We start from the raw sequence: 22337 nt of genomic DNA, 5'->3' as shown, positions 1-22337 counted from the left end.
GCTCAGCGTAGCGCTCAGCCATCGGCTATGTCAGCACCCCGTGGCAGGATCAAAGGATGCCGAGGCTGCGATCATGGTGTCGACATCTTGCTGCGCTCAACCAAGCCGCTTGAACCTCTCCGGAAGGAAGCTGATGTCCGAATCCGTCCACGTCGCCGACGCTCATGATCTGATCCGAGTTCAGGGCGCCAGAGAGAACAATCTCAAAGATGTCAGCGTCGACATACCGAAGCGGCGTCTCACTGTCTTCACCGGAGTATCGGGCTCAGGGAAGAGCTCGCTGGTCTTCGACACAATCGCGGCAGAGTCCCGCCGCATGATCGACGAGACCTACAGCGCGTTCGTGCAGGGCTTCATGCCGTCGGTGCCGCGCCCGGATGTTGACGTGCTCGAAGGATTGACGACGGCGATCATCGTGGATCAGGAGCGGCTTGGCGCGAACCCGCGCTCCACGGTGGGCACGGTCACGGACGCCAACGCGATGCTGCGGATCCTCTTCTCAAAGCTCGGAGATCCGTACATCGGCGGCCCGACGGCATTCTCGTTCAACATTCCCACCCAGAAAGCGAGCGGGGTGATGATCGGGCCCGGCGGTGAGAAGAAGATCGTCAAAGACACGATATATCTCGGTGGCATGTGTCCGCGGTGCGAGGGCAGGGGAGCGGTCTCCGACATCGACCTCGCCCAGGTCGTGGACGAGTCGAAGTCGCTAGATGAAGGCGCGATTATGGTGCCCGGCTACACGGCTGATGGATGGATGGTGAAGGCATTCTCCCAGTCGGGTTTCTACCCCGCCGACAAGGCCATCGAAGACTTCACGGAGAAGCAGCGGCATCTCTTTCTCTACGGCGAAGTCACCAAGGTCAAGGTCAGTGGCATCAACATGACCTATGAGGGGCTGATTCCGAAGATTACTAAGTCGATGCTGTCGAAAGACCTTGATGCGTTACAGCCCCATATTCGTACGTTCGTCGAGCGTGTGGCATCCTTCGCGACATGTCCCGAGTGCGATGGAACTCGTCTCACCGAAGGTGCGCGGTCGTCCAAGATCTCCGGCATCAACATCGCGGACGCCTGCCGCATGCAAGTGACCGACCTCGCCGCATGGGTGAATGGACTCGAACTGCGCGGGGCAGGTCCGCTGCTGGACGCGCTGCGCGCGAATCTCAACTCGTTCGTGACGCTCGGGCTCGGCTACCTCAGTCTGGATCGTCCGTCCGGGACGTTGTCCGGGGGAGAGGCCCAGCGGATCAAGCTGCTACGTCATCTCGGTTCGTCGCTCACCGATGTGACGTATGTATTCGACGAGCCGACAATCGGGTTGCATCCGCATGACATCCAGCGAATGAACTCCCTGTTGTTGCAGCTACGAGACAAGGGCAACACAGTCTTGGTCGTCGAGCACAAACCCGAGACGATCGCGATCGGCGATCATGTCGTCGATCTCGGGCCGGGTGCTGGCAACCACGGCGGTGAAATCTGTTTCGAGGGCACCGTCGAAGGGCTGCGTGCCAGCGGCACATTGACCGGACACCATCTGGATGATCGATCTACGTTGAAGGATGCGGTCCGCACCGGTAACGGGAAGATCGAGGTGCGCGGCGCGTCGACGAACAACCTGCAGAATGTCGACGTTGACATTCCCACTGGCGTGCTCACGGTGATCACCGGGGTGGCCGGTTCCGGCAAGAGCTCGCTCATTCACGGTTCGGTCTCGAAGCGTGACGGCGTCGTGGCTATCGATCAGAGTTCGATCAAGGGATCCAGGCGCAGCAACCCGGCCACCTACACGGGAATGCTGGAGCCGATTCGTAAGGCTTTCGCAAAGGCGAACGGTGTCAAGCCTGCGCTCTTCAGTGCTAACTCGGAGGGCGCTTGTCCCTCATGTAAAGGTGCGGGTGTGATCATCACCGAGCTCGGGTTCATGGACACGATCGAGACGCCGTGTGAGGACTGCGGGGGCAAGCGGTTCCAGGCTGGCGTGCTCGAGTACAAGCTCGCGGGTAAAGACATCACCGAAGTGCTGGATCTGCCGGTCTCGGAAGCGTTGGGATTTTTTGCGGAGGGGGAGGCGAAGATTCCGGCCGCAGTAAAGATTCTGCAGCGACTCAACGATGTCGGACTCGGGTATCTGTCGCTCGGCCAGCCGCTGTCAACGTTGTCGGGCGGTGAACGACAACGCGTGCGGCTTGCCATTCAGATGGCGGAGGACGGTGACGTTTACGTGCTCGACGAACCGACCACCGGTCTGCATCTCGCGGATGTCGACACGATTCTTGGAGTCCTCGATCGTCTGGTGGATGCTGGAAAGACTGTGATCGTGATCGAACATCACCAGGCAGTCATGGCACATGCTGACTGGCTCATCGATGTCGGCCCTGGCGCGGGCCACGAGGGGGGAACGATCGTTTTCGAGGGCACACCAGCAGATCTGGTCGCCCAGAAATCGACCCTGACCGGCGAGCACCTCGCGGCTTATGTCGGTGAGTGATGGCCCGAAACAATCCGAGATCGACGCTCGGATCCAGGCTTATCATGGTGGCATTTTTGACGAGAACGCCCGCCTTTCGACGCGCTCCGCTCAGGGGCCGCTGGAATTTCAACGAACACAGGCGCTGATCGCGGCGACCGTTCACCCTGATACGCGAATTCTTGATATCGGCGGGGGAGCGGGAGCACATGCCGCCGCTCTGCAGGCAGCCGGTCATGCCGTGACGCTTGTCGATCCCGTTCCCCAGCACGTGACAGCAGCGCAGGCCGCGGGTGTAACGGCATCGATTGCTGATGCTCGCGAGCTGCCGTTTCCCGATCAGCCATTCGACGCCACACTCATGCTCGGCCCGCTGTATCATCTGGCTGATGCTGCGGATCGAGCGCTTGCGCTGCAGGAAGCGATGCGCGTCACGCGCCCGGGCGGTAGCCTTTTCGCTGGTGCGATTTCGCGGTATATCGCGTTTGGGCAGGTGTTTCTTACGCGCGAACGGGAATCGGGGGATTCCGACGAATGGATCGCATTGCTGCAGGATGGGCGGCCGTCGCCGCGGATGCGGTTTCCGGCTGGACACTTCCACACGGCCGAAGGGCTGGCACAAGAAATCGCAACCGCCGGATTCGTGGACGTCACTGTTCATGGAGTCGAAGGGCCCGCCGGGATGCTTCTAGAACAGCTGTCAGTTGACACCGACCCCGAGACACGGGCGGCCGTGGCGCACCTGGCGTCTGTCGCGTCAGCGATGCCCGGCATCCGCGACTTCAGCGGCCATCTGCTCGCCGTCGGACGCGTGCATGGGTGATCGCGTGCAGTTGGTGTCCGCACGTAATGAGGAGTGGGCCGCACGTTACACGGCGATCGCTGCTCGCATCGCTGATGTCCTGCCTGACGCAGAGATCAGGCACATCGGGTCAACGGCGGTTGCGGGATTCGAGTCCAAAGATGTGGTCGATGTGCTCGTCGGCGTGCACGCTGCGGCCGTCTCGGAAGCCGCGAACGTGCTGAGCGCGTCAGGTTTTGATCTCGAAGGTGAACGCAGCGAGCACGCGTGGTTGAGTTCGCCGGATCGGCAAGATCGATCAGCGATCATTCATGTCGTCGTTTTTCTCGGCGAGCAATGGCGTAGACGCCTGGCTTTCCGTGACCTTCTGCGTCGAGATCCGGCCGCACGACGACGTTATCTGGCGGTCAAGCGTGCTGCAGCTGCAGCAACGAACAACTGGGGTGACTACACGGCCAGAAAAGCGTCTGTGGTGAGCGAACTTCTGAATGAAGTTGGACCCGTGAATGAACGCCGATAATGCACATTATGTCAGGTGAAAGCGACATCGTCTGTTGCGAGACTCGCAATGCTCTCCTCTCCTGACCGAGCCCCGCGTACGCAGCAAAGTACGATCGTTGGCACGCGGTTCTTTGGGAGGGAAAGCATGTTCACCGGTCTCAGCGCATTCCCGCTCACCCCATTTCGTGATGACACCTTCGACGAGGCTGCCTATGCGGGCCTGATTCGCCGGCTGGTAGCCGCTGAAGTGGACTCGATCACGGCGTTGGGCTCTACCGGCTCGTACATGTATCTGAGCCGTGATGAGCGCGCGCGGGTCGCCCGAGCAACGGTGCAACTCGCTGAGGGCGTTCCCGTCATGGTTGGCATCGGTGCTCTGCGCACTTCCCTCGTCCAGCGCCTTGCTGACGACGCCCAAGAGGCAGGTGCGTCCGCGGTCTTGTTGGCCCCGGTCACATATCAGAGTCTCGGGGACGATGAGGTGTTCGCGCTCTTCGATGACGTCAGCGCGGACCTATCGGTGCCGCTGGTTGTGTACGACAACCCCGGCACCACGCACGTGAGATTCTCTGATGACCTATACGCCAGTGTGGCCGCGCTCCCCCACGTAGCATCCATCAAAATCCCTGGCGTTCCCCACGATTCTGCGGCCGCAGCATTGCGGGTTTCCGGCATTCGCGACCACATCCCGGAAACCGTGACCATCGGGGTGTCCGGAGATGCCTCGGCCGCGATGGGACTGAACGCCGGGTGCGACGCGTGGTACTCCGCGATCGGCGGCACGCTGCCCGTCCTCGCGCAACGGATCACCCGTGCAGCGCGTATCGGAGAGGCCGCCGATGCACGCGCAGCGTCAGCACGGCTGCAGCCGCTCTGGGCATTGTTCGCCGAGTACGGCAGTCTCCGCGTTATAGCGGCAGTTGCGGAACATCTGGGCCTGGTGGCCGCCGGCTGCCTTCCCCGGCCCGTTCTCGGGCTCAGCGATAATAGCCGCGCTCAGGTAATCAAGGTCGTCGCCGAGCTCCAGCTACGCGACTAACGCGCGTGCGTACAGGTGCATATACACGGCCCCTCCCCTGACCGGCCGCGCGAGGATCGCTGTACGGCGTTGATAGGCTCTCCCCCGATGACAACGCCTGCTGTAGACGCAATCGAAGCCGCTGCAAGATGGACCTCTTCACAGATCAAGGAATGGTCGCCGAGGTGGCGGGAGAACCTGACCGGGTGGTTGGAACCAAGCCTCACGCTCGTGGGAGATGCCGAATGGGGCGGGCAGTTCCGCGACATGGTTCAGCTTCCGATCCAGGATCCGCTGGCGTGGGCGAACAGGCGAGTTGAGCTGGCGGATGGCCATTGGGCGATCGTAGGCATTCGGTTTCGTGGGCAAGACATCGAGAAGCCCTTCGTGGACGTCCTAGCGACATCTCTGGCCCCGAGTCCAGAAGGGATCGCGGCGCTCAGTGCAGTTTTGCCGCACTTCGATGATTTTTCACCCCTCTGCTTCCGTGTGAATCTGCCTTCCCTTGACGAACGATTCTTGGCGCTTGCAGATACTGCCGTGGATGCTGGGCACGCGACATCGGATCTACTGATCGTCGCGCGACCGGTGGTGGAGATGCTTGATCAGCCGCTCGCGCAGCGGTACGACGATGTCACACTCGAAAGGTGTGACCCTGAACGAGCAGCGCAACGTGTTGCCGCTGTCTACGCAGAGCTCACCCCGTCGCGACCGCAGCTCCATCAATGGGCTACACCAGCCGATGTCGACGCGCTAGCGGATGCTGCTGAAGAAGGCCTCCTCTTCGACATCTTGGTCGGCGGCACCTCAGCGGGTATCGTCGCTGCGGCACGCGAAGATGCCTACGGATTCACTGGTTTTTGCATGCAGGAGATCGTGATCGACTCAGCACATCGCGGACAGCGGATAGGCATCGCTGCGCTGCAACGGCTGTGCAGGAAGGTTCCTGCGAACCCTAACGATCTGCTGTGGGGCCACATCCACCCCGACAACGTCCCATCGCTGCGCAATGCGCAGGAAAGCGGACGAAAGGTCGTGACCGCTCACGTATGGGTCACGCCGAGTGGGTACTCGGGAATGCCTGGATAACGAGGGCGCTCGCCGGCTAACGCCGCGTAGCGGTGCCCGGCGATCTGCGGATCGCGATTCGCATCCTCACCAAAAGTGATCTACTGTTCTTAACCACATGAACAGTTGGGAGTGCGATGCGCGTTGTGGTTTCGACGGCCTCCGCTACGCCGATCTACGAGCAGATCAGGAGGCAGGTGCGCTCATCGATCCTTTCGGGTGAGGTGCAGCCAGGACAGACTCTGCCGTCACTGCGGCAGCTCGCCGCAGACCTCCGCGTGAGCGTCATCACCGTTACCCGCGCCTACAACGACCTCGCTGCGGAGGGACTCGTGCACAGTGAGCATGGTCGCGGCTTCGTGGTCTTGGAAGTCGAGCCCGGTATCGCAACCGCGGCGCTACGCGTTCGGGTTGATGACGCGCTGCGCGAGGTCGTGATCGCCGCTCGACAAGCCCGATTGAGCCTGACCGACATCCACAACCACCTCGATGAGATCTGGAGGAAAGATGACTGATTACGTAGCGAAGATCACGGACCTGCACGTACGACGGCCGACCTTTGAGGTCGACGGTGTCTCACTCACACTTTCTCGCGGCACCGTCGTCGGCCTTGTTGGCCCTAACGGGGCTGGAAAGACCACGGTCATCCGCGCCCTGCTCGGCCTGCTGATTCCCGAATCGGGTGGGGTAGAAGTTTTCGGGCGTCCTGCGGGCGCATCGCACGCGCTCGCGCGCACCGGCATCGTCCTCGATCAGCCGACCGCCGCCCCGGAGTGGCGCGTGAGTTCACTCGGGCGACGTCTCGCACCGTTCTACCCAGGGTGGAACAGCGATCGGTTCAGCGAGTTGCTCGATCGGCTTTCGGTGCCGCCGGGTCAGCGCGTAGGTGACCTGTCGCGAGGGCAAGGCGTGAAGTTGTCGTTAGCCGTGGCGCTCGCGCAGTCTCCTGAGTTACTGATCCTCGACGAGCCGTCCAGCGGCCTCGATCCAGCCAGCCGCCGAATCATCGGGGACCTCATCCGAGAGTTCATGTTCGACCCGTCCCACGCGGTGTTGTTTTCGACCCACATCACTACAGATCTCGACAGCCTCGCCGACGAGCTCGTCGTCCTCGTCGATGGTCAGATCGCCTATCAGGGTGCGCTCCTCGACGCCGCTGAGGAGTTCGCGATGGCTCGCGGTTCCGGCACCACCCCCGCCGGCCCGCTCATCGGGCTGGAGCGTGCGGGCGAGCAATGGTCCGCGCTGATCCGACTGTCCGATTCTGCGGCATTCGGCCAGGAGGTGATCATCGATTCGGCAAGCATCGACGACATCGTTATCCACCTCGCGTCGCAGCGGCGGGAGGTCACCGCATGATCGCCGCGTTCACCCGACTGGACCTGTCCTCTTGGTTCCCTCGCACGCAGACCGCCCTCACCTTGCTCTTCGTTGTCGTTGTGGGCGTGCTCCTTCCCGTTCCCGGCATGGCGATCGTCGCAGCCGCTCTCGTCACCTCATTGATGGTGTCGGCCCCGTTCCTCGGCGATGAGCGGGGGCGCTTGGACACTCTCTACGGAGTGCTGCCGGTTTCCCGCAGCACCGTTGTGATCGGACGCACGCTGTCGATCATCGCCTACTACCTCGTGGCAGCAGTGTTGGCGACAGCCGTCACCGTCGTCAGCGCGATAGTGCGGGGTGGGCAGATCGAGACCGAACTGCTTCTCATCGCCCACACCGTCGCGCTGGCGTTCGTCGGGCTGTCGATGGCGCTGCAGCTCCCGGTTCTCTTCCGTATCGGGTACACGCGGGGTCGGCTGATGGCTTACACCCCAGCGTTCGCCGTAGCGGGCATTGCCTGGCTTCTGCAGACGACAGGCGCACTGGTTCCAGTTCAGCAGGCCTTCGAACGAGTCCCCGTCGCGGCGATCTGCGGAGCCGGCGCGTTGATCGGCATCCTCGGAATCATCTGCGCGGTCATCATCTCCGCGCGGCTCTATCGCACCCGGGAGCTGTGACGGGCGCGCAACCCCCGTGTTGGACTGCAGCAATCTAGAATCGGCGGTGTGTCAATTCTGACTGCCCAGCGCATCGCGAAGACAGTACTATCCGATGGAACTTCCGTTCGAACCAGGCATCCCTGTCGGCCCTACTGCACTCGCCGAATACGCCAAAGTTCTGGCGGCCGCGCTCTAATACCGCCGTCCATTCCATTTCCCTGGCATCCGCGCGCGCGGAAGCACGCTGAGTAGAGTCGCTAGGTCAGGCAGTATTGACGCATGAATAATGGAGCACGGACGACTGATCAGGACTACGTCCGCGTACAGGCTCGCTATCGCGGTCGCCTCGGTGTCGAGGTCGGCATCTTCGTCGCCGTTGATCACCTGCGCCGTGCCGCGGTTCTCAGCCCCGATGAAGAAGATCAGTACTTCGACATCGACGACTGGTTCCAGACGCACTTGCCCAATCCCCCGTTCTACGAAGACGGGAACTCGATCGAGGCTGTCACCTGGTTCAAGACACCGATCCCGGCAGCCATGTCCGAACGGATCGACGTTCTATGCCGAATCCTGACCGCACACAGCGTCCCTCACGATGTGGTGACGACGGACGATCCTGGTCCCCTCATCTACGAAGACGAGTTCCAAGCGGGAATCATTCCGCGCGTACGCCACGAGCAGACTGCGATGCCGGAAGGGCGGAAGCTCGGGCCGACCAGCGCCGGCACGAAGCGTCAGTTCGCACAACCCGCGACAAGGAGTTGAAGATGTCTGACATCGCCCGCATCAGCGCAGCCGCGCGCACCGCAGGACTGCGAATCGCCGTGGCAGAATCTCTCACCTCGGGGCAGCTCGCCAACACGGTAGGCGCCGGCGAGAAAGCGGGCGAATGGTTCGCCGGTGGAATCGTCGCGTACCTCCGCGATGTCAAGGAGAAACTCCTCGGAGTAACGCCCGGCATCGACCTCTGCTCTGCACAGTGCGCGGAGGAACTGGCACGCGGCGCCGCTGCCGTTTTCAACGCGGACGTCTGCGTATCCACCACCGGCGTCGGTGGTCCGGACCCCGAGGACGGACACCAGCCGGGGACGGTATACATCGGCTGGGCCGCCCGCGGGACCGTCGGGCACCTGCGTCTGGCGTTGCCCGGTGATCCCCCAGCAGTCCTGGATGCCACGGTCGAAGCAGCCCTCCGGGTGCTCGTTGCACGGGTGGAGCGACTCGCACAGTAGCGTGGACAGGTGACCGTTTCCTCGACGCCTCTGCACTCCACGCCCGGCTGGCGAGGATGGCTCATATGGTCTGTGGGCGTAGCCGCTTATATGCTGGCGGTCGCGAACCGCACATCACTGGGCGCCGTCGGAGTTGACGCCGCAAACCGGTTCCATGCCGACGCGTCGACACTCTCGCTGTTCGCTGTCGTGCAGCTCGCTGTCTACGGTGGGATGCAGATCCCCATTGGTGTGCTGCTGGACAAGTACGGTGCGCGGCCGATGATCACGATCGGGATGGTTCTTATGGCGGCGGGGCAACTCGTCATGGCCGTCTCCCCCAGCATCGGCATCGCGATCCTCGCTCGCATTCTTCTCGGTGCGGGTGATGCGGCCGTCTTTCCTGCAGTACTCCGGCTCGTGGCAACATGGTTCCCCGCCCAGCGCGGCCCAGTCATGGTGCAGTTCACCGGAATCATCGGGCAGGCCGGTCAGCTGATCGCACTGGTCCCGCTGGCTGCGCTCTTGCATGCCACAACCTGGACGATCACCTTCGGGAGCATCGCGGGCCTGGGCATGCTTTTCGCAGTTCTGGTCTTCGTCATCGTCCGCAATCACCCGCCGGAGCAGATCGCCGATGTCTCGGTGAACACCGACACCGGTGTTGTGCGGGTAGTGACCTCTACAGTCGACACGGGCGTCGGCATCCGCGCCGCCTGGGCACACCCGGGCACCCGACTCGCATTCTGGTCGCACTTTACGACCCCGTTCGCTGGAACGGCGTTCGTGTTGCTCTGGGGTATGCCGTTCCTGACGGCCGGAGAAGGGCTGTCGGACACCGCCGCAGCCGGTCTCATCTCGATATATGTCGTTTCGGGAATGTTGCTGGGACCTATGATCGGAACCCTCTCCCAGCGTTTGCCGAACCAACGTTCCTTGGCGTTGGTCCTCCCCGCTGTCAGCATCCAGTTCCTGGCATGGATCGCGGTAATCGCCCAGCCGGGGCCAGCGCCGCTCTGGTTGCTTTATGTATTGGCCGTTGCTCTGGCAACGGGCGGCCCTGCGTCGATGATCGCTTTCGATCATGCCCGCACACACAATCCGTCACACCGGCTGAGCACAGCAACAGGCCTCACGAACGCCGGCGGCTTCATCGCGGCGCTGCTGGCAGTGTTCCTCATCGGACTCGCGCTCGACCTCCAAGGGGCAGGCAACCCCGAGACCTACTCCCTGAGCGCCTTCCGCGTGGCATTTCTCACGCAGGTACCGGTCTGGCTTCTCGGGGCAACCTTCATAGTTGTTGAACGGCGCCGGACTCGCGTGCGGATGGGTATCGCACCCAAGACCCGCCGGACCCGATAGTCAGTACGCGCCAGGGTCGTCCGCGCGTGTGGACTTCCGGGTGACCTGCTCCCCCGCGGCGGGGTCGATCGTGCGCGTGACGGTTTCTGACCTGCGGCGTCGAGCCATCAGGACCAAGCCCACAATGAACACGACGACGCCTGCCCCCATCAGGATGTACCCGATCAAGTCAAGGTCCGCCCACTCAACCTGGATGTTGATAGCGAAAGTGAGAATTGCGCCGATCACGAAGAGGACGACGCCAGTTCCGATGCTCATATTCATACCTTTCGGCCGAGGGTGCCGAGCGCGATCGCGTCAACACCACCACCAGTATGCCGCGCGTTGTGTAGCCGCACCATAGGGGTTGACACGGAACGGGTTCACCCGCGTCGAGGGGTCCATCCCATCGGTAGCGGACCGGATGCAGCCGCGCGCTCGCGATCCACCGCTGCTGACCAGCCCTGAGCGGAATTCGTAGAGTCGAACCCGCCTCGGGCCAACCGCATCCCCACGTCTTCATGGTGCATACGTGGCGCTCCCCCGCGCCGTACCGAAGCGCGTACGTTCCACGCGTCGTCAGCGTAGCCACCGCCGCGAAAGACCCGGTAGTCGTCATAGCGCGCCGGATCAAGCAGATCCCAACACCATTCCCACACGTTGCCGAGCGTGTCGAACAGCCCGTTCAAATTCGGCATCTTGCCACCGACATGCTGCGGATGCGGCACGCCATCTGCGCTGGTCCAGGCAATGTCGGCGAGCAGACCGTAGTGAGGTCCGCTTGAGCCCGCCCGGCACGCGTACTCCCATTCGGCCTCGGTCGGCAGGCGATACCCGTCACTGTCAACGTGCCAGGTCACCTCTTCGCCGTCGAAGGTATAGGCAGAATCCAGACCTTCCCATTCGGATGCTGCGTTGCAGAAGCGAATGGCGCGCAACCAGCTCACGTCCGCAGCCGGACGACGGGGATGACGAGAAGCGATGCCGAGAACCTCTGCCATCTGCTCCTGCGTCACCGCGTACATTCCGATCTCAAACGGTTCCAGCTGCACGGTGCGCTGAATCTTGCGCCGCGCGTCCTTGAGGAGCACCGACCCGGCCGGAATCCGCGCCATCTCGAAGTCGCTCATTGCGCCGCCGAGGAGCGTGGTTCGACATCCATCCGGATGGCGAAGACACGCATGAAGTACTGGCAGAGCGGTCCAACCAGGAGCGCGAAAGCGAGGGTGCCGAAGCCGACATTCCCGCCCAAACTCCAGCCGATCAGCACCACAGTCACTTCCAATCCGGTCCTGACCGCCCAGATCGGCCACCCCGTTCGCGCGTGTAGCCCGGTCATGAGGCCGTCTCGGGGCCCAGGGCCGAAATGCGCGCCGATATACAGTCCGGTTGCGACGGAGAGCACGACCAGCCCGATGATGAAGAATCCGATACGCAGCCAGAGCGGCTGCCCGGTCGGAATCAGCAACAGCCCGATGTCTGCGGATGGGCCGACGAGGAGCGCGTTCAGCAAGGTCCCGATACCGTAACGCTGCCGCAACGGCAGCCAGAACAGCAGAACGACGATGCTCACGAAAATCGTGATCACCCCGAATGTCAGCGGTATGTGTCGTGCGATCCCTTGGGACAGGACGTCCCAGGGAGCAGCGCCGACCTCGCCGCGAAGCATGAACGCGATGCCGACGCCGTAGAGGAACAGTCCGATCAGCAGCTGTGCAGAGCGTCGTGGCAGACGGCGACCACGAACACGGATCACTGGGGCGACCGTTCCACCCACGTCGGATACTTCGCCTGGCGCCCATCACCCGAAGATTTGCGCGTGAGCCGCCGCTTCACCCACGGTCCCACATGCTGCCGGTAATAGGCCATCCCCGCTGGACCGGCAATGGCAGCGGCGCTCGGTGACCACCACTCGGTCGGCGGCTCATACCCCAGGGCGTGCAACACGCGAGCCGCAACCCGGTGATGGCCAGCGGAATTCATGTGCAGCCGGTCCTCTGACCAGTAGGGCGCCGTTGACAGTTCGCGGTCGGGCCAGTTGAGCGCACGAACGACGTCCGGACGGTTTGCCACGCGTCGGAGCACAGCGGCAGACAGTTCGTCACCGCGCCGCTGGATGAGGGAGCCGAGCGGAAGTTGCCCTGCCGGATTGGCGCCGGAAAGCAGGATGAGCGTCACCCCGTGGTCATCACAGCGACGAAGCACGCGCGAGAACGTATCCGCGATGTGCTCGGGATCGGTGCGAGGCCGGAGCATGTCGTTTCCGCCGCCGTTGAATGAGAGATGGGTCGGGTTCAACGCCAGAGCCGGCTCCAGCTGCTCCTCGAGGATCGGCCAAGCAAGTTTTCCGCGAATGGCGAGATTGGCGTACTGGATCGAGTGTCCGGCAGCATCCGCCCATCCCTGGGCGGCGATGTCAGCCCAGCCACGCACTCGTCCATCAGGCAATTCATCGCCGACGCCCTCGCTGAAAGAGTCGCCGATCGCCACAAATCTCACACCAGTCACTGCCCCAGCCTATGCCGGGTCGGCCCCCAACAGCCTCACCGATCATCCAACGACTGGCCACGCTTGTCGACGAGCCCCCACGCCGCCACCGCGGCGACGATGAAGAACGCAGCGAACACGACGAAGAGAAGCTCCACTCCCCCAGCGACGAGCAAAACCGGAACCAGCACCGGCGCGATGATAGAGGCGATCCGTCCGACGCCGGCGGCCCACCCTGATCCGGTGGCGCGCACCGACGTCGGGTAGATCTCCGGTGTCACCGCATACAGCGCGCCCCAGGCACCGAGATTGAAGAAGGACAAGGCCATTCCGGTGCCGATGATCGCGGTATCCCCCTCGGCACTGCCGAACAGCACTGCCGAGGCAGCCGAGCCGACGAGGAAGACCGAAAGCGTCGCCCGGCGTCCCCACACCTCAATCAGCCACGCCGCCACCGCGTACCCCGGCAGCTGCGCGAGTGTGATGAGCAGAGTGAATCCGAAGGATCGCACCAGATCGTATCCGGCATCCACGAGGATGCTGGGGATCCAGATGAATGCGCCGTAGTAGGCAAAGTTCACGCAGAACCAGACCAGCCAGAGGCACAACGTACGGACGCGGAACTCGCTCGCCCACAGCGTGCTCAGCCGCGAGGTATTCGTCAGAGCCGGGCGAGACGGAGCGGCGGGAGGCGTGGCGGGTGCGCTGACGATATCGGCATCCGCTTCGAATCGGGAAACGATCCGCTCTGCCTCGGCCAGGCGCCCACGTGAGGCTAGCCAGCGCGGTGACTCCGGGAGTCCCCAGCGAATGACGAGGGCGTACACCGCAGGAATCGCGCCGAGCGCGAACGCCCATCGCCAGCCGTCATCGGATGCCGGGATTACGAAGTACCCGATCAGCGCTGCAGCCGTCCAGCCGACCGCCCAGAACGCTTCGAGGATAACGATCAGCCGCCCACGGATGCGTGCCGGGGCGAACTCGCTGACGTAGGTGGATGCGACGGGAAGCTCGGCTCCCAAACCCAAACCCACGAGGAATCGCAGTACCAGCAGAACCGTGATGCCGCCGGCCAGCGCGCTGGCCCCGGTCGCTATACCGTAGACCAACAGCGTCAGTGCGAATACCTGTCGCCGACCGAAGCGGTCAGCCAGCAAGCCGCCCAGGCTCGCGCCCAGAGCCATGCCGATGAATCCGACCGACGCGATCCAGCCGCTTTCGGCCTTGCTGAGGTCCCACTGCTGTGCGAGCGCTGCCAGGATGAACGAGATGAGTCCGACGTCCATCGCGTCCAATGCCCAGCCCACCCCCGAACCGGTGAGCAACCGGCCGTGTCGACGGGTGAAAGGCAGTTGATCGAGCCTGGCTGCCAGCGAAGACCGGCTCGGAACGACATCGGTCATGACAGCAGCTCCCGTACGCGCGGGATGACCTCGGTACCGTACAGCTCGATGCTCCGCATCATCTGCTCATGCCCGAGAGTTCCGGTCGCGTACTTGAGATCGAACCTACTGATCCCCAGGGTGCGGACAGTGTCGGCGATCTTCTGAGCCACCCGTTCCGGAGAGCCGGAGTAGATCGCTCCCGCAGACCCGACATCGTTCTGGAATCGAGCGCGACTGTACTCGGGCCACCCGCGTTCGCGGCCGATGGTGTTGTTCATCGCCTCGAACCCCGCGTAGGCGCCATCCCACGCTTCCTCATCGCTGTCCGCGATATGCCCGGGAGAGTGCACGGCGATGGGATGCTCCGGTGTGCCGAACGCCGCAATCGAGCGGTGATACAGCTCGACGAACGGCTTGAACCGTACCGCCGGTCCGCCGATGATTGCCAGCATGAGTCCCAGACCGTGCCGCGCGACGCGGACGACTGATTCGGGGCTGCCCCCGACGCCGACCCACGTGCGCAGCCCGTTCTCGGTCTTGGGGAACACGTCTGCGTTGTCGAGCGAGGCGCGCATCGTTCCCGACCACGTCACAGGTTTCTCCTTGAGTAGCTCAACGAACAGCTCGAGCTTCTCTTCGAACAGCGCTTCGTAGTCGCGCAGGTCGTATCCGAACAGCGGGAACGACTCGGTGAAGGACCCCCGTCCAAGCACCACCTCGGCGCGGCCGTTCGAAACGGCATCCAGCGTCGCGAAGCGTTCGTAAACGCGCACGGGATCATCGGAGGAGAGCACAGTGACAGCGGTTCCGAGTCGGATTCGCTGCGTACGCGACGCGATCGCCGCCAACACCATTTCCGGTGCGGATACGGCAAACTCAGCGCGGTGGTGTTCACCGACTCCGAAGAAGTCCACGCCGACGCGGTCCGCGAGCTCGGCCTGCGCCACGATGTTTCGTATGGTCTCTGCTCCGGTGAGCAGGGTGCCATCAGCTGAGCGCGTGATGTCGCCGAAGGTGTCGAGACCGAACTCGAGGGCCATCTTTCCTACTTCTGGAGGAGGGCTGCGCGCAGCGTGTCTAGACCGACGCCACCGAGATCAAGGGCGCGCTTGTGGAAGTCCTTGATGTTGAAAGCGTCGCCCTGCCGCGCTTGGTAGCCGTCGCGCACCTGTTCCCAAATGCGCTGGCCGACCTTGTACGACGGAGCCTGGCCCGGCCAGCCCAGGTACCGATTGACCTCGAACTGGACGAATTCGTCCGACATGTTCACGTTCTGGCGCATGAAATTCAGTGCGTAATCAGCGTCCCAGGTCCCTGTGCCCTCCAGGCGGGGCTTGCCGAGGTGCACTCCGATATCGAGCACGACACGGGCCGCGCGCATGCGCTGTCCGTCCAGCATGCCGAGCCGGTCGGCCGGGTCATCGAGATAACCCAGCTGCTGCATCAGACGCTCGGCGTAAAGCGCCCAGCCTTCCGCATGCCCTGACGTGCCAGCCAGGAGCCGCCGCCAGGAGTTCAGCTCGGCGCGGTTGTACACCGCCTGTCCGATCTGCAGGTGGTGCCCTGGAATCCCCTCGTGGTAGACGGTGGTGAGCTCGCGCCAGGTGTCGAACTCGGTCACGCCCTCCGGCACCGACCACCACATGCGACCGGGACGTGAGAAATCGTCGGTGGGACCGGTGTAATAGATTCCGCCCTCTTGCGTGGGGGCGATCATGCACTCGAGCGTGCGAATCTCCTCCGGAATGTCGAAGTGCGTTGCACCGAGCTCGGCTACGGCGCGGTCGCTGGTTTCCTGCATCCACCGCTGCAGCGCATCGGTACCGATGAGCTTGCGGGACTGATCAGCCTCGAGGTGCGCTACCGCTTCTTCGACGGTGGATCCCGGCAGGATCTCGTTCGCGATCGCCGTCTGCTCCGCGATCATGCGAGCAAGCTCTTCGCGACCCCACTCATACGTCTCGTCGAGGTCGATCTCGGCTCCGAGGAAGCGACGAGAGTGCAGCGAGTAGAGTTCCCGGCCGACAGCGTCGACGTCGGATGCTGCCGGTGCCAGTGTGTCCGTCAGGAATCTACGCAGCTCGTCGTAGGCGGTGCGGGCGGCATTCGCGCCCGTGGCAAGATCCGCAGCGAGCGACGTCGGAATCTCGCCCCCGTCTAGAGCTGCGCCAGCAACGAAGTCGGTGAAGAAGCCATCCGCGGCGGTGTAGCGGACGATCTGATCGGCGACTTCGCGCACCTGTCGCTGCGACGGTACGACCCCCTGGGCGATGCCCTCGGCCAGGGTGGCGGCGTAACCTTCCAGCGCGCTCGGCACCGCAGCCATACGTTTGGCGATCACCGACCAGTCTTCGGCTGTCGCTGTCGGCATCAGGTCGTACACCTGCCGGATGTCCTGCACAGCCGAGGCGATCACATTCAGATCCCGCAGGTGCCACTGCGCCTCGTGGAACTCGAGCTCGAGTCGTAGTTCACTCGTCAGATCGGTTTGCGTGACCTCATCCACGGCGTCGACAGGGGCAGCCGCCTGTAACGCCGCGAGTGTCTTGGCCGCCTCCGCCGCATATTGCTGCTGCCCGTCGGGGCTGAGGTCACCGTAACGGTCGTTGACATCGTTTCGACCGATGTACGTGCCCAGCGTCGGGGCCAGCGTTACGAGAGTATCCACCCAATCTTCGGCGATCTGATCGATCGCAGTGGGTGTGCGAGGGGTAGTCGTCATGCCCTCAGCGTAGCGCCGCCACGGTCTCTCGCGGCTTAGTGCGCGGCCTCGTTCCAGTCACGACCGCGACCGACCTGCACATCAAGCGGCACAGTAAGGCTCGCGGCATCCGCCATTCGCGCACGAACGATCTGCTCGGTTGCATCCCACTCCCCTGGCGCCACCTCGACCACGAGCTCATCATGAATCTGCAGGAGCACACGCGAACGCATCTGTGCACGCCGCAGGTCATCATGAATCTCCACCAGTGCGATCTTCATGATGTCGGCGGCACTGCCCTGGATCGGTGCGTTGAGCGCGGCTCGCTCGGCGTTCTCACGCAGCACGCGGTTAGGGCTGTTCAGGTCAGGGAACGGGCGACGACGACCGAAGATCGTCTCGGTGTAACCGTCTTCCTTCGCCTTCAGAACCGACGCGCGCAGATAGTCGCGCACCGCACCGAAACGAGCGAAGTACTCCATCATGAGCTTCTTCGCTTCGGACTGCTCAATACGCAACTGTTTCGACAGGCCGAAAGCGCTGAGGCCGTAGACCAGACCGTACGACATCGCCTTGACCTTGGTGCGCATCGCCGAGGTCACTTCTTCTGGCGTTACGCCGAAGACGCGTGCGCCGACGAAACGGTGCAGGTCCTCTCCGGTATTGAACGCTTCGATCAGACCTTCATCGCCAGAAAGGTGCGCCATGATGCGCATCTCGATCTGCGAATAGTCGGCGGTCAGCAGAGTTTCATAGCCTTCACCGACTTGGAACGCGCTGCGGATGCGGCGGGATTCCTCGGTGCGCACCGGGATGTTCTGCAGGTTCGGATCAGTGCTGGAGAGCCGACCGGTCTGGCTGCCTGTCTGCACATAGGTCGTGTGAACGCGGTGGTCCTCTTTGATCGCGGTGTCCAGCGACTCGATGATCTGGCGAAGTTTCGTCGCTTCTCTGTGCTGTAGCAGCAGGTCGAGGAACGGGTGCGGGTTGCTCTCTTGCAGATCGGCGAGAACCGCAGCATCCGTCGAGTACCCGGTCTTGGTCTTGCGGGTCTTCGGCAGCTGCAGATCTTCGAACAGCACCTCTTGAAGCTGCTTCGGTGAGCCCAGATTGAACTCGCGTCCGACCAGCGCGAACGCGTCGATGGCGATCGCATCGGTACGACGAGCGAGTTCTCCGGAGAAAGTGGAGAGCACATCGTGCGAAACAGAGACGCCGGCTTCTTCCATATCGGCCAGAGCCAGGAGCGTCGGAAGCTCGATATCGGTGAGAACGGATGCCACAGGTTCAGGCAGGTCGTCGCGCAAAGCTGCCGCTGTGCGCACCGTGAACCACGCCTCCTGCGCGGGCGTTGCCCCATCAGTCTCGGGGACGAGTTGCGAAGGATCAGCCACCGGGAGTTTCTCGCCCAGGTAGCGCTCGACGAGATGAGCGAGCGTCTTGTCGGGGAAACTGGGCCGCAGCAGCCAACCTGCCAAGAGCGTGTCGTACATCACACCACCCAGCCGGATACCTGCGCGCAGAAGCGCCTTGATCTGAGGCTTTGCGTCGTTCAGAACCGTGGGCGCGTCAGACTCGAGCCACGAGCGCAAGGCCTCGACGGTGCCCTCAGACCAGTCGGTTTCACGCAGTTCAGTGAGACTTGCAACGCCGACTCGGCTGATCTTCCCGGCGGCGACGGCGAGCGTAAGACCGAGCTCACCTGTTTGGCTCGTGATCCATTGTGCGAGTTCGACCGCGGAGACCTCGCTGGGCGTGGGCATCTGCACTGCCGGTTCGTCGTGGGTCGGCTCATCGCCTGCTCCGACTGCGTCGAAGACTCGGGGCAGCAGGGTGCGGAACTCCAGCCGCGCGAAGATGTCGCGAACGGCTTGTGCGTCGATCGGAGCGACAGCGAGGTCGCCCGGCAGAACGGGCAGTTCGACATCTGTGAGAAGTCGGTTGAGCCTGCGGTTTCGTCGCACAGCATCCATGTGCTCGCGGAGGTTACCTCCGACGACGCCCTTGATCTCTTCTGCCCGCTCGAGCAGGTCATCCAGGGTGCCGAACTGCGTGAGCCATTTGACGGCCGTCTTCTCCCCCACCTTCGGCACGCCGGGAAGGTTGTCGCTGGTCTCGCCCACGAGAGCTGCGATGTCGGGGTACTGCTCCGGGCGCACGCCATATCGCTCCATGACTGCGGCAGGGTCGTAACGCTTAAGCTGCGAGACGCCCTGAACAGATGGATAGAGCAGGGTCACCTCATCAGTGACGAGCTGAATCGTGTCGCGGTCGCCCGAGACGACGAGGACGTCGTACCCCTCCTGAGCGCCCTGAGCCGCCAGCGTGGCGAGGATGTCATCGGCCTCGAAGCCCTCTTTCGTCAGCACCGGGATCGACATCGCCGCGAGGACGTCCTGCAGCAGCGGAACCTGACCGCGGAACTCCTGCGGAGACTCGGAGCGAGTCGCCTTGTATTCGGGGTACTCATCCGTGCGGAACGAATGCCGGGAAGTATCAAAGGCGATGGCCAGGTGAGTGGGCTTCTCGGCCTTGATGAGATTCACCAGCATCGACAAGAAGCCGTAGATGGCGTTGGTGTGTTGATTGTCCTTCGTGGTGAAGTTTTCGACCGGCAGTGCGAAGAATGCGCGATAGGCGAGCGAGTGGCCGTCAACGACCATGAGGGTAGGCTTTGCGGAGTCCGTCACACAGTAAGCCTAACGAGGACGACGGACACCCGCTGAGGAGGATCCGTGAGTGAGAGCGTCCAGATGACCGGTTTGGATTGGGCGATGCAACGAGGCTTGGGCGCACTCGCAGACAAGATGGGGATCATCTTCACCGAGTTCACGCTCGAACGTGCGGTCGCGACGATGCCGGTTGAGGGCAACACACAACCGGTGGGGCTGCTCCACGGCGGCGCCTACGTCGTGCTCGGCGAGTCTCTGGGATCGATGGCCGCGAATCTGCACGCAGGTCCCGGGCGTCTCGCCGTGGGCGTTGACATCAACGCCACCCACACGCGCTCCGCGACCACGGGAATCGTGACGGGCGTCTGCACGCCGATTCACCTCGGGCGCAGCGTCGCCGTGCACGAGATCGTCGTGACAGACGATCAGGGGCGTCGCTGCTCGACCGTCCGCATCACGAACATGATCAAGGACCTCCCCGCCTGATCACGAGGCCTCGCCACGGTCACGTATCGCTAGTAGTCGGGCCAGTTTCTCGTCGACGTCTTCGAACTTGTCGAGTCGCCGGTCCACTCCTCCAAAACGAGCGTCGCTGATGCTGTCGGTTCGTCATCTGCTCAAAACGGCCCCGTTGCTGGAGCAGCGTTCCCCCGGTTGTGATGAGTTGGGCATACGCCTCCGCGGGGCCGTAACCCTGGATCGGGAGACTCTCGTCGTAGTCTTCGCTGTCCGCCGTCAACGCTCCGTCAGGATTTCAATGACGGTGGCCAGCTTGACCTCGATGCCATCGAGGCGTTTGTCGACACCATCGAAGCGCTTGTCCATGCCATCGAGGCGCTTGTCGACACCATCGAAGCGCTTGTCGATGCCATCGAGGCGTTTGTCAACACCATCGAAGCGCTTGTCCATGCCATCGAAGCGCTTGTCCACACCATCGAAGCGCAAGGTATGCGCCTTGAGTATCTCGTAGAACTCTTCTGCGTCGTTCTTGTTCTGCTCGACACGACGCTGTAACTCCGCGTTGCTCATCACCATGCACACGAGGTTACGCCTTAGCAATCACGAGAGAAACCCGGGTGCTGAGAATTGTGGAGGACCACCGAGAGAAGGCAATCGGTGCAGAAGAAGTCACCAATTAGAGGATCCGCTGGAACAACACGTGGTCCTGCCACTCCCCCGCAATCCGCAGGTACTTTCTGTTGGCATCGTATGCGGCGGCCATCGCGGCGCCGTCCCCCGCCTAGATCGCTCGGAGACGGATTCCGTCGCCGAGGTCGGTCATTCCTTCTTGGGCGCGAGCTGCTCGATGATCGCCTTGGCGACATCCTGCATCGTCAGTCGGCGATCCATGGATGCCTTCTGGATCCAGCGGAACGCCTCAGGCTCGGACAGTCCCATCTTCTCGTTGAGCAGGCCCTTGGCACGGTCAACGAGCTTGCGGGTCTCGAAGCGCTCGACCATGTCGGCGACCTCAGCTTCGAGCGTGATGATCTGCTCGTGACGCGCGAGAGCGATCTCGATCGCCGGAAGAAGGTCGTTCGGAGTGAACGGCTTGACGACGTAGGCGAGCGCACCGGCTTCGCTGGCTCGTTCGACGAGCTCTTTCTGGCTGAAGGCCGTCAGCAGCACCACGGGGGCGATGTTCGCCTTGTGCAGGCGCTCTGCAGCGCTGATTCCGTCGAGCTGCGGCATCTTGACGTCCATGATGACCAGATCGGGACGCAACTCTGTAGCCAATGCCACAGCGGTCTCACCGTCACCTGCTTCACCGACGACATCGAAGCCGTTGTCACGAAGAATCTCGACGATGTCGAGACGAATCAGCGATTCGTCTTCGGCGACGACGACGCGTCGCGGGGCGGATGCCGTGGGCTGCTCAGACAGTTCTTGCTCGGTCACATACACATTCTAGTCGAGACTCGCTGTGCCGCTGCCGCACCCGCCGAGCGTGGACAAGATCACCCCTCACTCTGCGCTAAAGTCGAATACGCAACATGTGAGCCGGCGTGGCGGAATGGTAGACGCGGAGCACTCAAAATGCTTTGTTCGCAAGGACGTGTGGGTTCGAGTCCCACCGCCGGCACTCACTTGTATTAACGTCGCTGCAGCAGGTAGACGTACCCGCCGCCGACGGGGTTGTCCCACAGCATGGTGTCTTCATCCCAGGCTGTGACCGTATAGCCGTACTTACCGCCCGGCAGCTCGATCGTGGTGTCGCTCAGAGTGACATCCGCTGCGTTCTCTGCGTACTCGGTGGCTCCCGGAACATGCTGGCAGTACAGCAGCCGATCCGAAGCGGGGAACACGAACCTGTGGTCATTAGGCACCTCCTCGAAGCCCGATCCCTCATCCGTGTGAGTGTGCTGCCACGCTCCGACGAGTACCTCGGACAATTCAAGACCGTGTTCTTGAGGGGTGTCGACGGAGCCCGTGATCCGCGGTGAGTTCCAATCACACGACTCCTCCTGCGTGTTGTCGACCGGCTCCTGCGTGTTCTCGACCGGCTCCGCCGTGGAGCCGCCGTCAGACGCGGTGGCTGGTTCAGAAGCCGAGGCCTGCTCATCGGCGACTCCACCGGGCGCGGCTTCCTCGGGTGCTGCGGGCACGGTGCAGCCCGCAAGCGCGAGCACAACGGCGAGCGAACCGACAGCGAGGCCCCACCTGAATCTCGAGGGCGCCACTTTCCATCCCAAAGAACCAGG

General features: G+C 62.9%; 23 protein-coding genes and 1 tRNA gene. 13 read left to right on the top strand and 11 right to left on the bottom strand.

The genetic code is table 11. From position 1 onward, the window contains the following. Positions 1–133 precede the first annotated feature (133 nt). The 11 genes from ACSU1L_RS02810 to ACSU1L_RS02760 all read left to right on the top strand — a co-directional run bounded on the left by ACSU1L_RS02810 (position 134) and on the right by ACSU1L_RS02760 (position 10411). Entirely contained in the window at positions 134–2491 is a 2358-nt protein-coding gene (locus ACSU1L_RS02810; protein WP_439254652.1) for an ATP-binding cassette domain-containing protein, read from the top strand. Beyond that, a complete protein-coding gene (locus ACSU1L_RS02805; RefSeq protein WP_439254651.1) occupies positions 2484–3293 on the top strand; it encodes a class I SAM-dependent methyltransferase in 810 nt (269 codons plus the stop codon). Before ACSU1L_RS02810 ends, ACSU1L_RS02805 begins: the two co-directional genes overlap by 8 nt. A 4-nt stretch (positions 3294–3297) precedes the next feature. Beyond that, positions 3298–3792 carry a GrpB family protein gene (locus ACSU1L_RS02800; RefSeq protein WP_439254650.1) on the top strand — a complete coding sequence of 165 codons (495 nt, stop codon included), beginning with the start codon at positions 3298–3300 and terminating at the stop codon, positions 3790–3792. Positions 3793–3918: 126 nt separating this feature from the next. Beyond that, positions 3919–4812, top strand: a complete 894-nt coding sequence (locus ACSU1L_RS02795; protein ID WP_439254649.1) for a dihydrodipicolinate synthase family protein — start codon at positions 3919–3921, stop codon at positions 4810–4812. An 87-nt stretch (positions 4813–4899) separates the two neighbouring features. Further along, positions 4900–5880, top strand: coding sequence for a hypothetical protein (locus ACSU1L_RS02790; protein ID WP_439254648.1), 981 nt, complete (start codon positions 4900–4902; stop codon positions 5878–5880). A 116-nt stretch (positions 5881–5996) separates the two neighbouring features. Then, positions 5997–6374 (top strand): GntR family transcriptional regulator, encoded by a 378-nt coding sequence (locus ACSU1L_RS02785; RefSeq protein ID WP_438254596.1) that lies wholly within the window; start codon positions 5997–5999, stop codon positions 6372–6374. Next, a complete protein-coding gene (locus ACSU1L_RS02780; protein ID WP_439254647.1) occupies positions 6367–7218 on the top strand; it encodes an ABC transporter ATP-binding protein in 852 nt (283 codons plus the stop codon). The genes ACSU1L_RS02785 and ACSU1L_RS02780 overlap by 8 nt, the downstream gene beginning before the upstream one ends. Then, on the top strand, positions 7215–7856 hold the full coding sequence (locus ACSU1L_RS02775) for an ABC-2 transporter permease (RefSeq protein WP_439254646.1): 642 nt from the start codon (positions 7215–7217) through the stop codon (positions 7854–7856). The genes ACSU1L_RS02780 and ACSU1L_RS02775 overlap by 4 nt, the downstream gene beginning before the upstream one ends. A gap of 261 nt (positions 7857–8117) precedes the next feature. Then, a complete protein-coding gene (locus tag ACSU1L_RS02770) occupies positions 8118–8603 on the top strand; it encodes a hypothetical protein (protein WP_439254645.1) in 486 nt (161 codons plus the stop codon). 2 nt (positions 8604–8605) lie between these two features. Further along, positions 8606–9070, top strand: a complete 465-nt coding sequence (locus ACSU1L_RS02765) for a CinA family protein (RefSeq protein ID WP_439254644.1) — start codon at positions 8606–8608, stop codon at positions 9068–9070. 90 nt (positions 9071–9160) lie between these two features. Beyond that, positions 9161–10411, top strand: a complete 1251-nt coding sequence (locus ACSU1L_RS02760) for an MFS transporter (RefSeq protein WP_439255037.1) — start codon at positions 9161–9163, stop codon at positions 10409–10411. Here ACSU1L_RS02760 and ACSU1L_RS02755 read toward each other — a convergent pair whose 3' ends face one another. From ACSU1L_RS02755 to polA, 8 genes are all read right to left on the bottom strand, one after another. Next, positions 10412–10669: a DUF6458 family protein gene (locus ACSU1L_RS02755; RefSeq protein ID WP_439254643.1), complete on the bottom strand. Its 258-nt coding sequence runs from the start codon at positions 10667–10669 to the stop codon at positions 10412–10414. A gap of 104 nt (positions 10670–10773) precedes the next feature. Further along, positions 10774–11520 carry a formylglycine-generating enzyme family protein gene (locus ACSU1L_RS02750; RefSeq protein WP_439254642.1) on the bottom strand — a complete coding sequence of 249 codons (747 nt, stop codon included), beginning with the start codon at positions 11518–11520 and terminating at the stop codon, positions 10774–10776. Continuing rightward, a complete protein-coding gene (locus ACSU1L_RS02745; RefSeq protein ID WP_439254641.1) occupies positions 11517–12146 on the bottom strand; it encodes a YczE/YyaS/YitT family protein in 630 nt (209 codons plus the stop codon). The genes ACSU1L_RS02750 and ACSU1L_RS02745 overlap by 4 nt, the downstream gene beginning before the upstream one ends. After that, positions 12143–12898 (bottom strand): SGNH/GDSL hydrolase family protein, encoded by a 756-nt coding sequence (locus ACSU1L_RS02740; RefSeq protein ID WP_439254640.1) that lies wholly within the window; start codon positions 12896–12898, stop codon positions 12143–12145. The genes ACSU1L_RS02745 and ACSU1L_RS02740 overlap by 4 nt, the downstream gene beginning before the upstream one ends. Positions 12899–12933: 35 nt before the next feature. Continuing rightward, the gene (locus ACSU1L_RS02735; RefSeq protein WP_439254639.1) at positions 12934–14280 is read right to left on the bottom strand and encodes an MFS transporter; all 1347 of its coding nucleotides are present in this window, start codon (positions 14278–14280) and stop codon (positions 12934–12936) included. Continuing rightward, a complete protein-coding gene (locus ACSU1L_RS02730) occupies positions 14277–15302 on the bottom strand; it encodes an LLM class flavin-dependent oxidoreductase (RefSeq protein ID WP_439254638.1) in 1026 nt (341 codons plus the stop codon). Before ACSU1L_RS02730 ends, ACSU1L_RS02735 begins: the two co-directional genes overlap by 4 nt. 5 nt (positions 15303–15307) lie before the next feature. Next, the gene (locus ACSU1L_RS02725; protein WP_439254637.1) at positions 15308–16984 is read right to left on the bottom strand and encodes a DUF885 domain-containing protein; all 1677 of its coding nucleotides are present in this window, start codon (positions 16982–16984) and stop codon (positions 15308–15310) included. 35 nt (positions 16985–17019) lie between these two features. Next, a complete protein-coding gene (gene polA, locus ACSU1L_RS02720) occupies positions 17020–19653 on the bottom strand; it encodes a DNA polymerase I (RefSeq protein WP_439254636.1) in 2634 nt (877 codons plus the stop codon). Positions 19654–19716: 63 nt separating this feature from the next. Between polA and ACSU1L_RS02715 the strand changes: the two genes are divergently transcribed. Next, positions 19717–20121, top strand: a complete 405-nt coding sequence (locus ACSU1L_RS02715) for a hotdog fold thioesterase (protein WP_439255036.1) — start codon at positions 19717–19719, stop codon at positions 20119–20121. Between the two features lie 249 nt (positions 20122–20370). On the opposite strand, the gene ACSU1L_RS02710 is transcribed toward ACSU1L_RS02715, so the two are convergent. Both ACSU1L_RS02710 and ACSU1L_RS02705 read right to left on the bottom strand, forming a co-directional pair. Further along, positions 20371–20670: a hypothetical protein gene (locus ACSU1L_RS02710; protein WP_439254635.1), complete on the bottom strand. Its 300-nt coding sequence runs from the start codon at positions 20668–20670 to the stop codon at positions 20371–20373. A 243-nt stretch (positions 20671–20913) separates the two neighbouring features. Then, the gene (locus ACSU1L_RS02705) at positions 20914–21534 is read right to left on the bottom strand and encodes an ANTAR domain-containing response regulator (protein WP_438254580.1); all 621 of its coding nucleotides are present in this window, start codon (positions 21532–21534) and stop codon (positions 20914–20916) included. Positions 21535–21635: 101 nt separating this feature from the next. Here ACSU1L_RS02705 and ACSU1L_RS02700 point away from each other — a divergent pair. Continuing rightward, a tRNA-Leu gene (locus tag ACSU1L_RS02700) sits at positions 21636–21718 on the top strand. 10 nt (positions 21719–21728) lie between these two features. Here ACSU1L_RS02700 and ACSU1L_RS02695 read toward each other — a convergent pair. Then, positions 21729–22316, bottom strand: a complete 588-nt coding sequence (locus ACSU1L_RS02695; RefSeq protein ID WP_439254634.1) for a hypothetical protein — start codon at positions 22314–22316, stop codon at positions 21729–21731. Between the last annotated feature and the right edge of the window lie 21 nt (positions 22317–22337).

The sequence above is a fragment of the Microbacterium sp. A94 genome (genome assembly GCF_051842855.1).
Lineage (GTDB): Bacteria > Actinomycetota > Actinomycetes > Actinomycetales > Microbacteriaceae > Microbacterium.
The sequence above is the reverse complement of the archived record's forward strand: the minus strand, read 5'-3'. Positions and strand labels throughout refer to the sequence as shown.

Bases quoted from the DNA above. Each gene is read 5' to 3' on its own strand.
- ACSU1L_RS02810 (WP_439254652.1), top strand. From the start codon at position 134: ATGTCCGAATCCGTCCACGTCGCCGACGCTCATGATCTGATCCGAGTT.
- ACSU1L_RS02795 (WP_439254649.1), top strand. From the start codon at position 3,919: ATGTTCACCGGTCTCAGCGCATTCCCGCTCACCCCATTTCGTGATGAC.
- ACSU1L_RS02790 (WP_439254648.1), top strand. From the start codon at position 4,900: ATGACAACGCCTGCTGTAGACGCAATCGAAGCCGCTGCAAGATGGACC.
- ACSU1L_RS02785 (WP_438254596.1), top strand. From the start codon at position 5,997: ATGCGCGTTGTGGTTTCGACGGCCTCCGCTACGCCGATCTACGAGCAG.
- ACSU1L_RS02780 (WP_439254647.1), top strand. From the start codon at position 6,367: ATGACTGATTACGTAGCGAAGATCACGGACCTGCACGTACGACGGCCG.
- ACSU1L_RS02775 (WP_439254646.1), top strand. From the start codon at position 7,215: ATGATCGCCGCGTTCACCCGACTGGACCTGTCCTCTTGGTTCCCTCGC.
- ACSU1L_RS02770 (WP_439254645.1), top strand. From the start codon at position 8,118: ATGAATAATGGAGCACGGACGACTGATCAGGACTACGTCCGCGTACAG.
- ACSU1L_RS02765 (WP_439254644.1), top strand. From the start codon at position 8,606: ATGTCTGACATCGCCCGCATCAGCGCAGCCGCGCGCACCGCAGGACTG.
- ACSU1L_RS02760 (WP_439255037.1), top strand. From the start codon at position 9,161: ATGCTGGCGGTCGCGAACCGCACATCACTGGGCGCCGTCGGAGTTGAC.
- ACSU1L_RS02755 (WP_439254643.1), bottom strand. From the start codon at position 10,669: ATGAGCATCGGAACTGGCGTCGTCCTCTTCGTGATCGGCGCAATTCTC.
- ACSU1L_RS02750 (WP_439254642.1), bottom strand. From the start codon at position 11,520: ATGAGCGACTTCGAGATGGCGCGGATTCCGGCCGGGTCGGTGCTCCTC.
- ACSU1L_RS02735 (WP_439254639.1), bottom strand. From the start codon at position 14,280: ATGACCGATGTCGTTCCGAGCCGGTCTTCGCTGGCAGCCAGGCTCGAT.
- ACSU1L_RS02730 (WP_439254638.1), bottom strand. From the start codon at position 15,302: ATGGCCCTCGAGTTCGGTCTCGACACCTTCGGCGACATCACGCGCTCA.
- ACSU1L_RS02725 (WP_439254637.1), bottom strand. From the start codon at position 16,984: ATGACGACTACCCCTCGCACACCCACTGCGATCGATCAGATCGCCGAA.
- ACSU1L_RS02715 (WP_439255036.1), top strand. From the start codon at position 19,717: ATGACCGGTTTGGATTGGGCGATGCAACGAGGCTTGGGCGCACTCGCA.
- ACSU1L_RS02710 (WP_439254635.1), bottom strand. From the start codon at position 20,670: ATGGTGATGAGCAACGCGGAGTTACAGCGTCGTGTCGAGCAGAACAAG.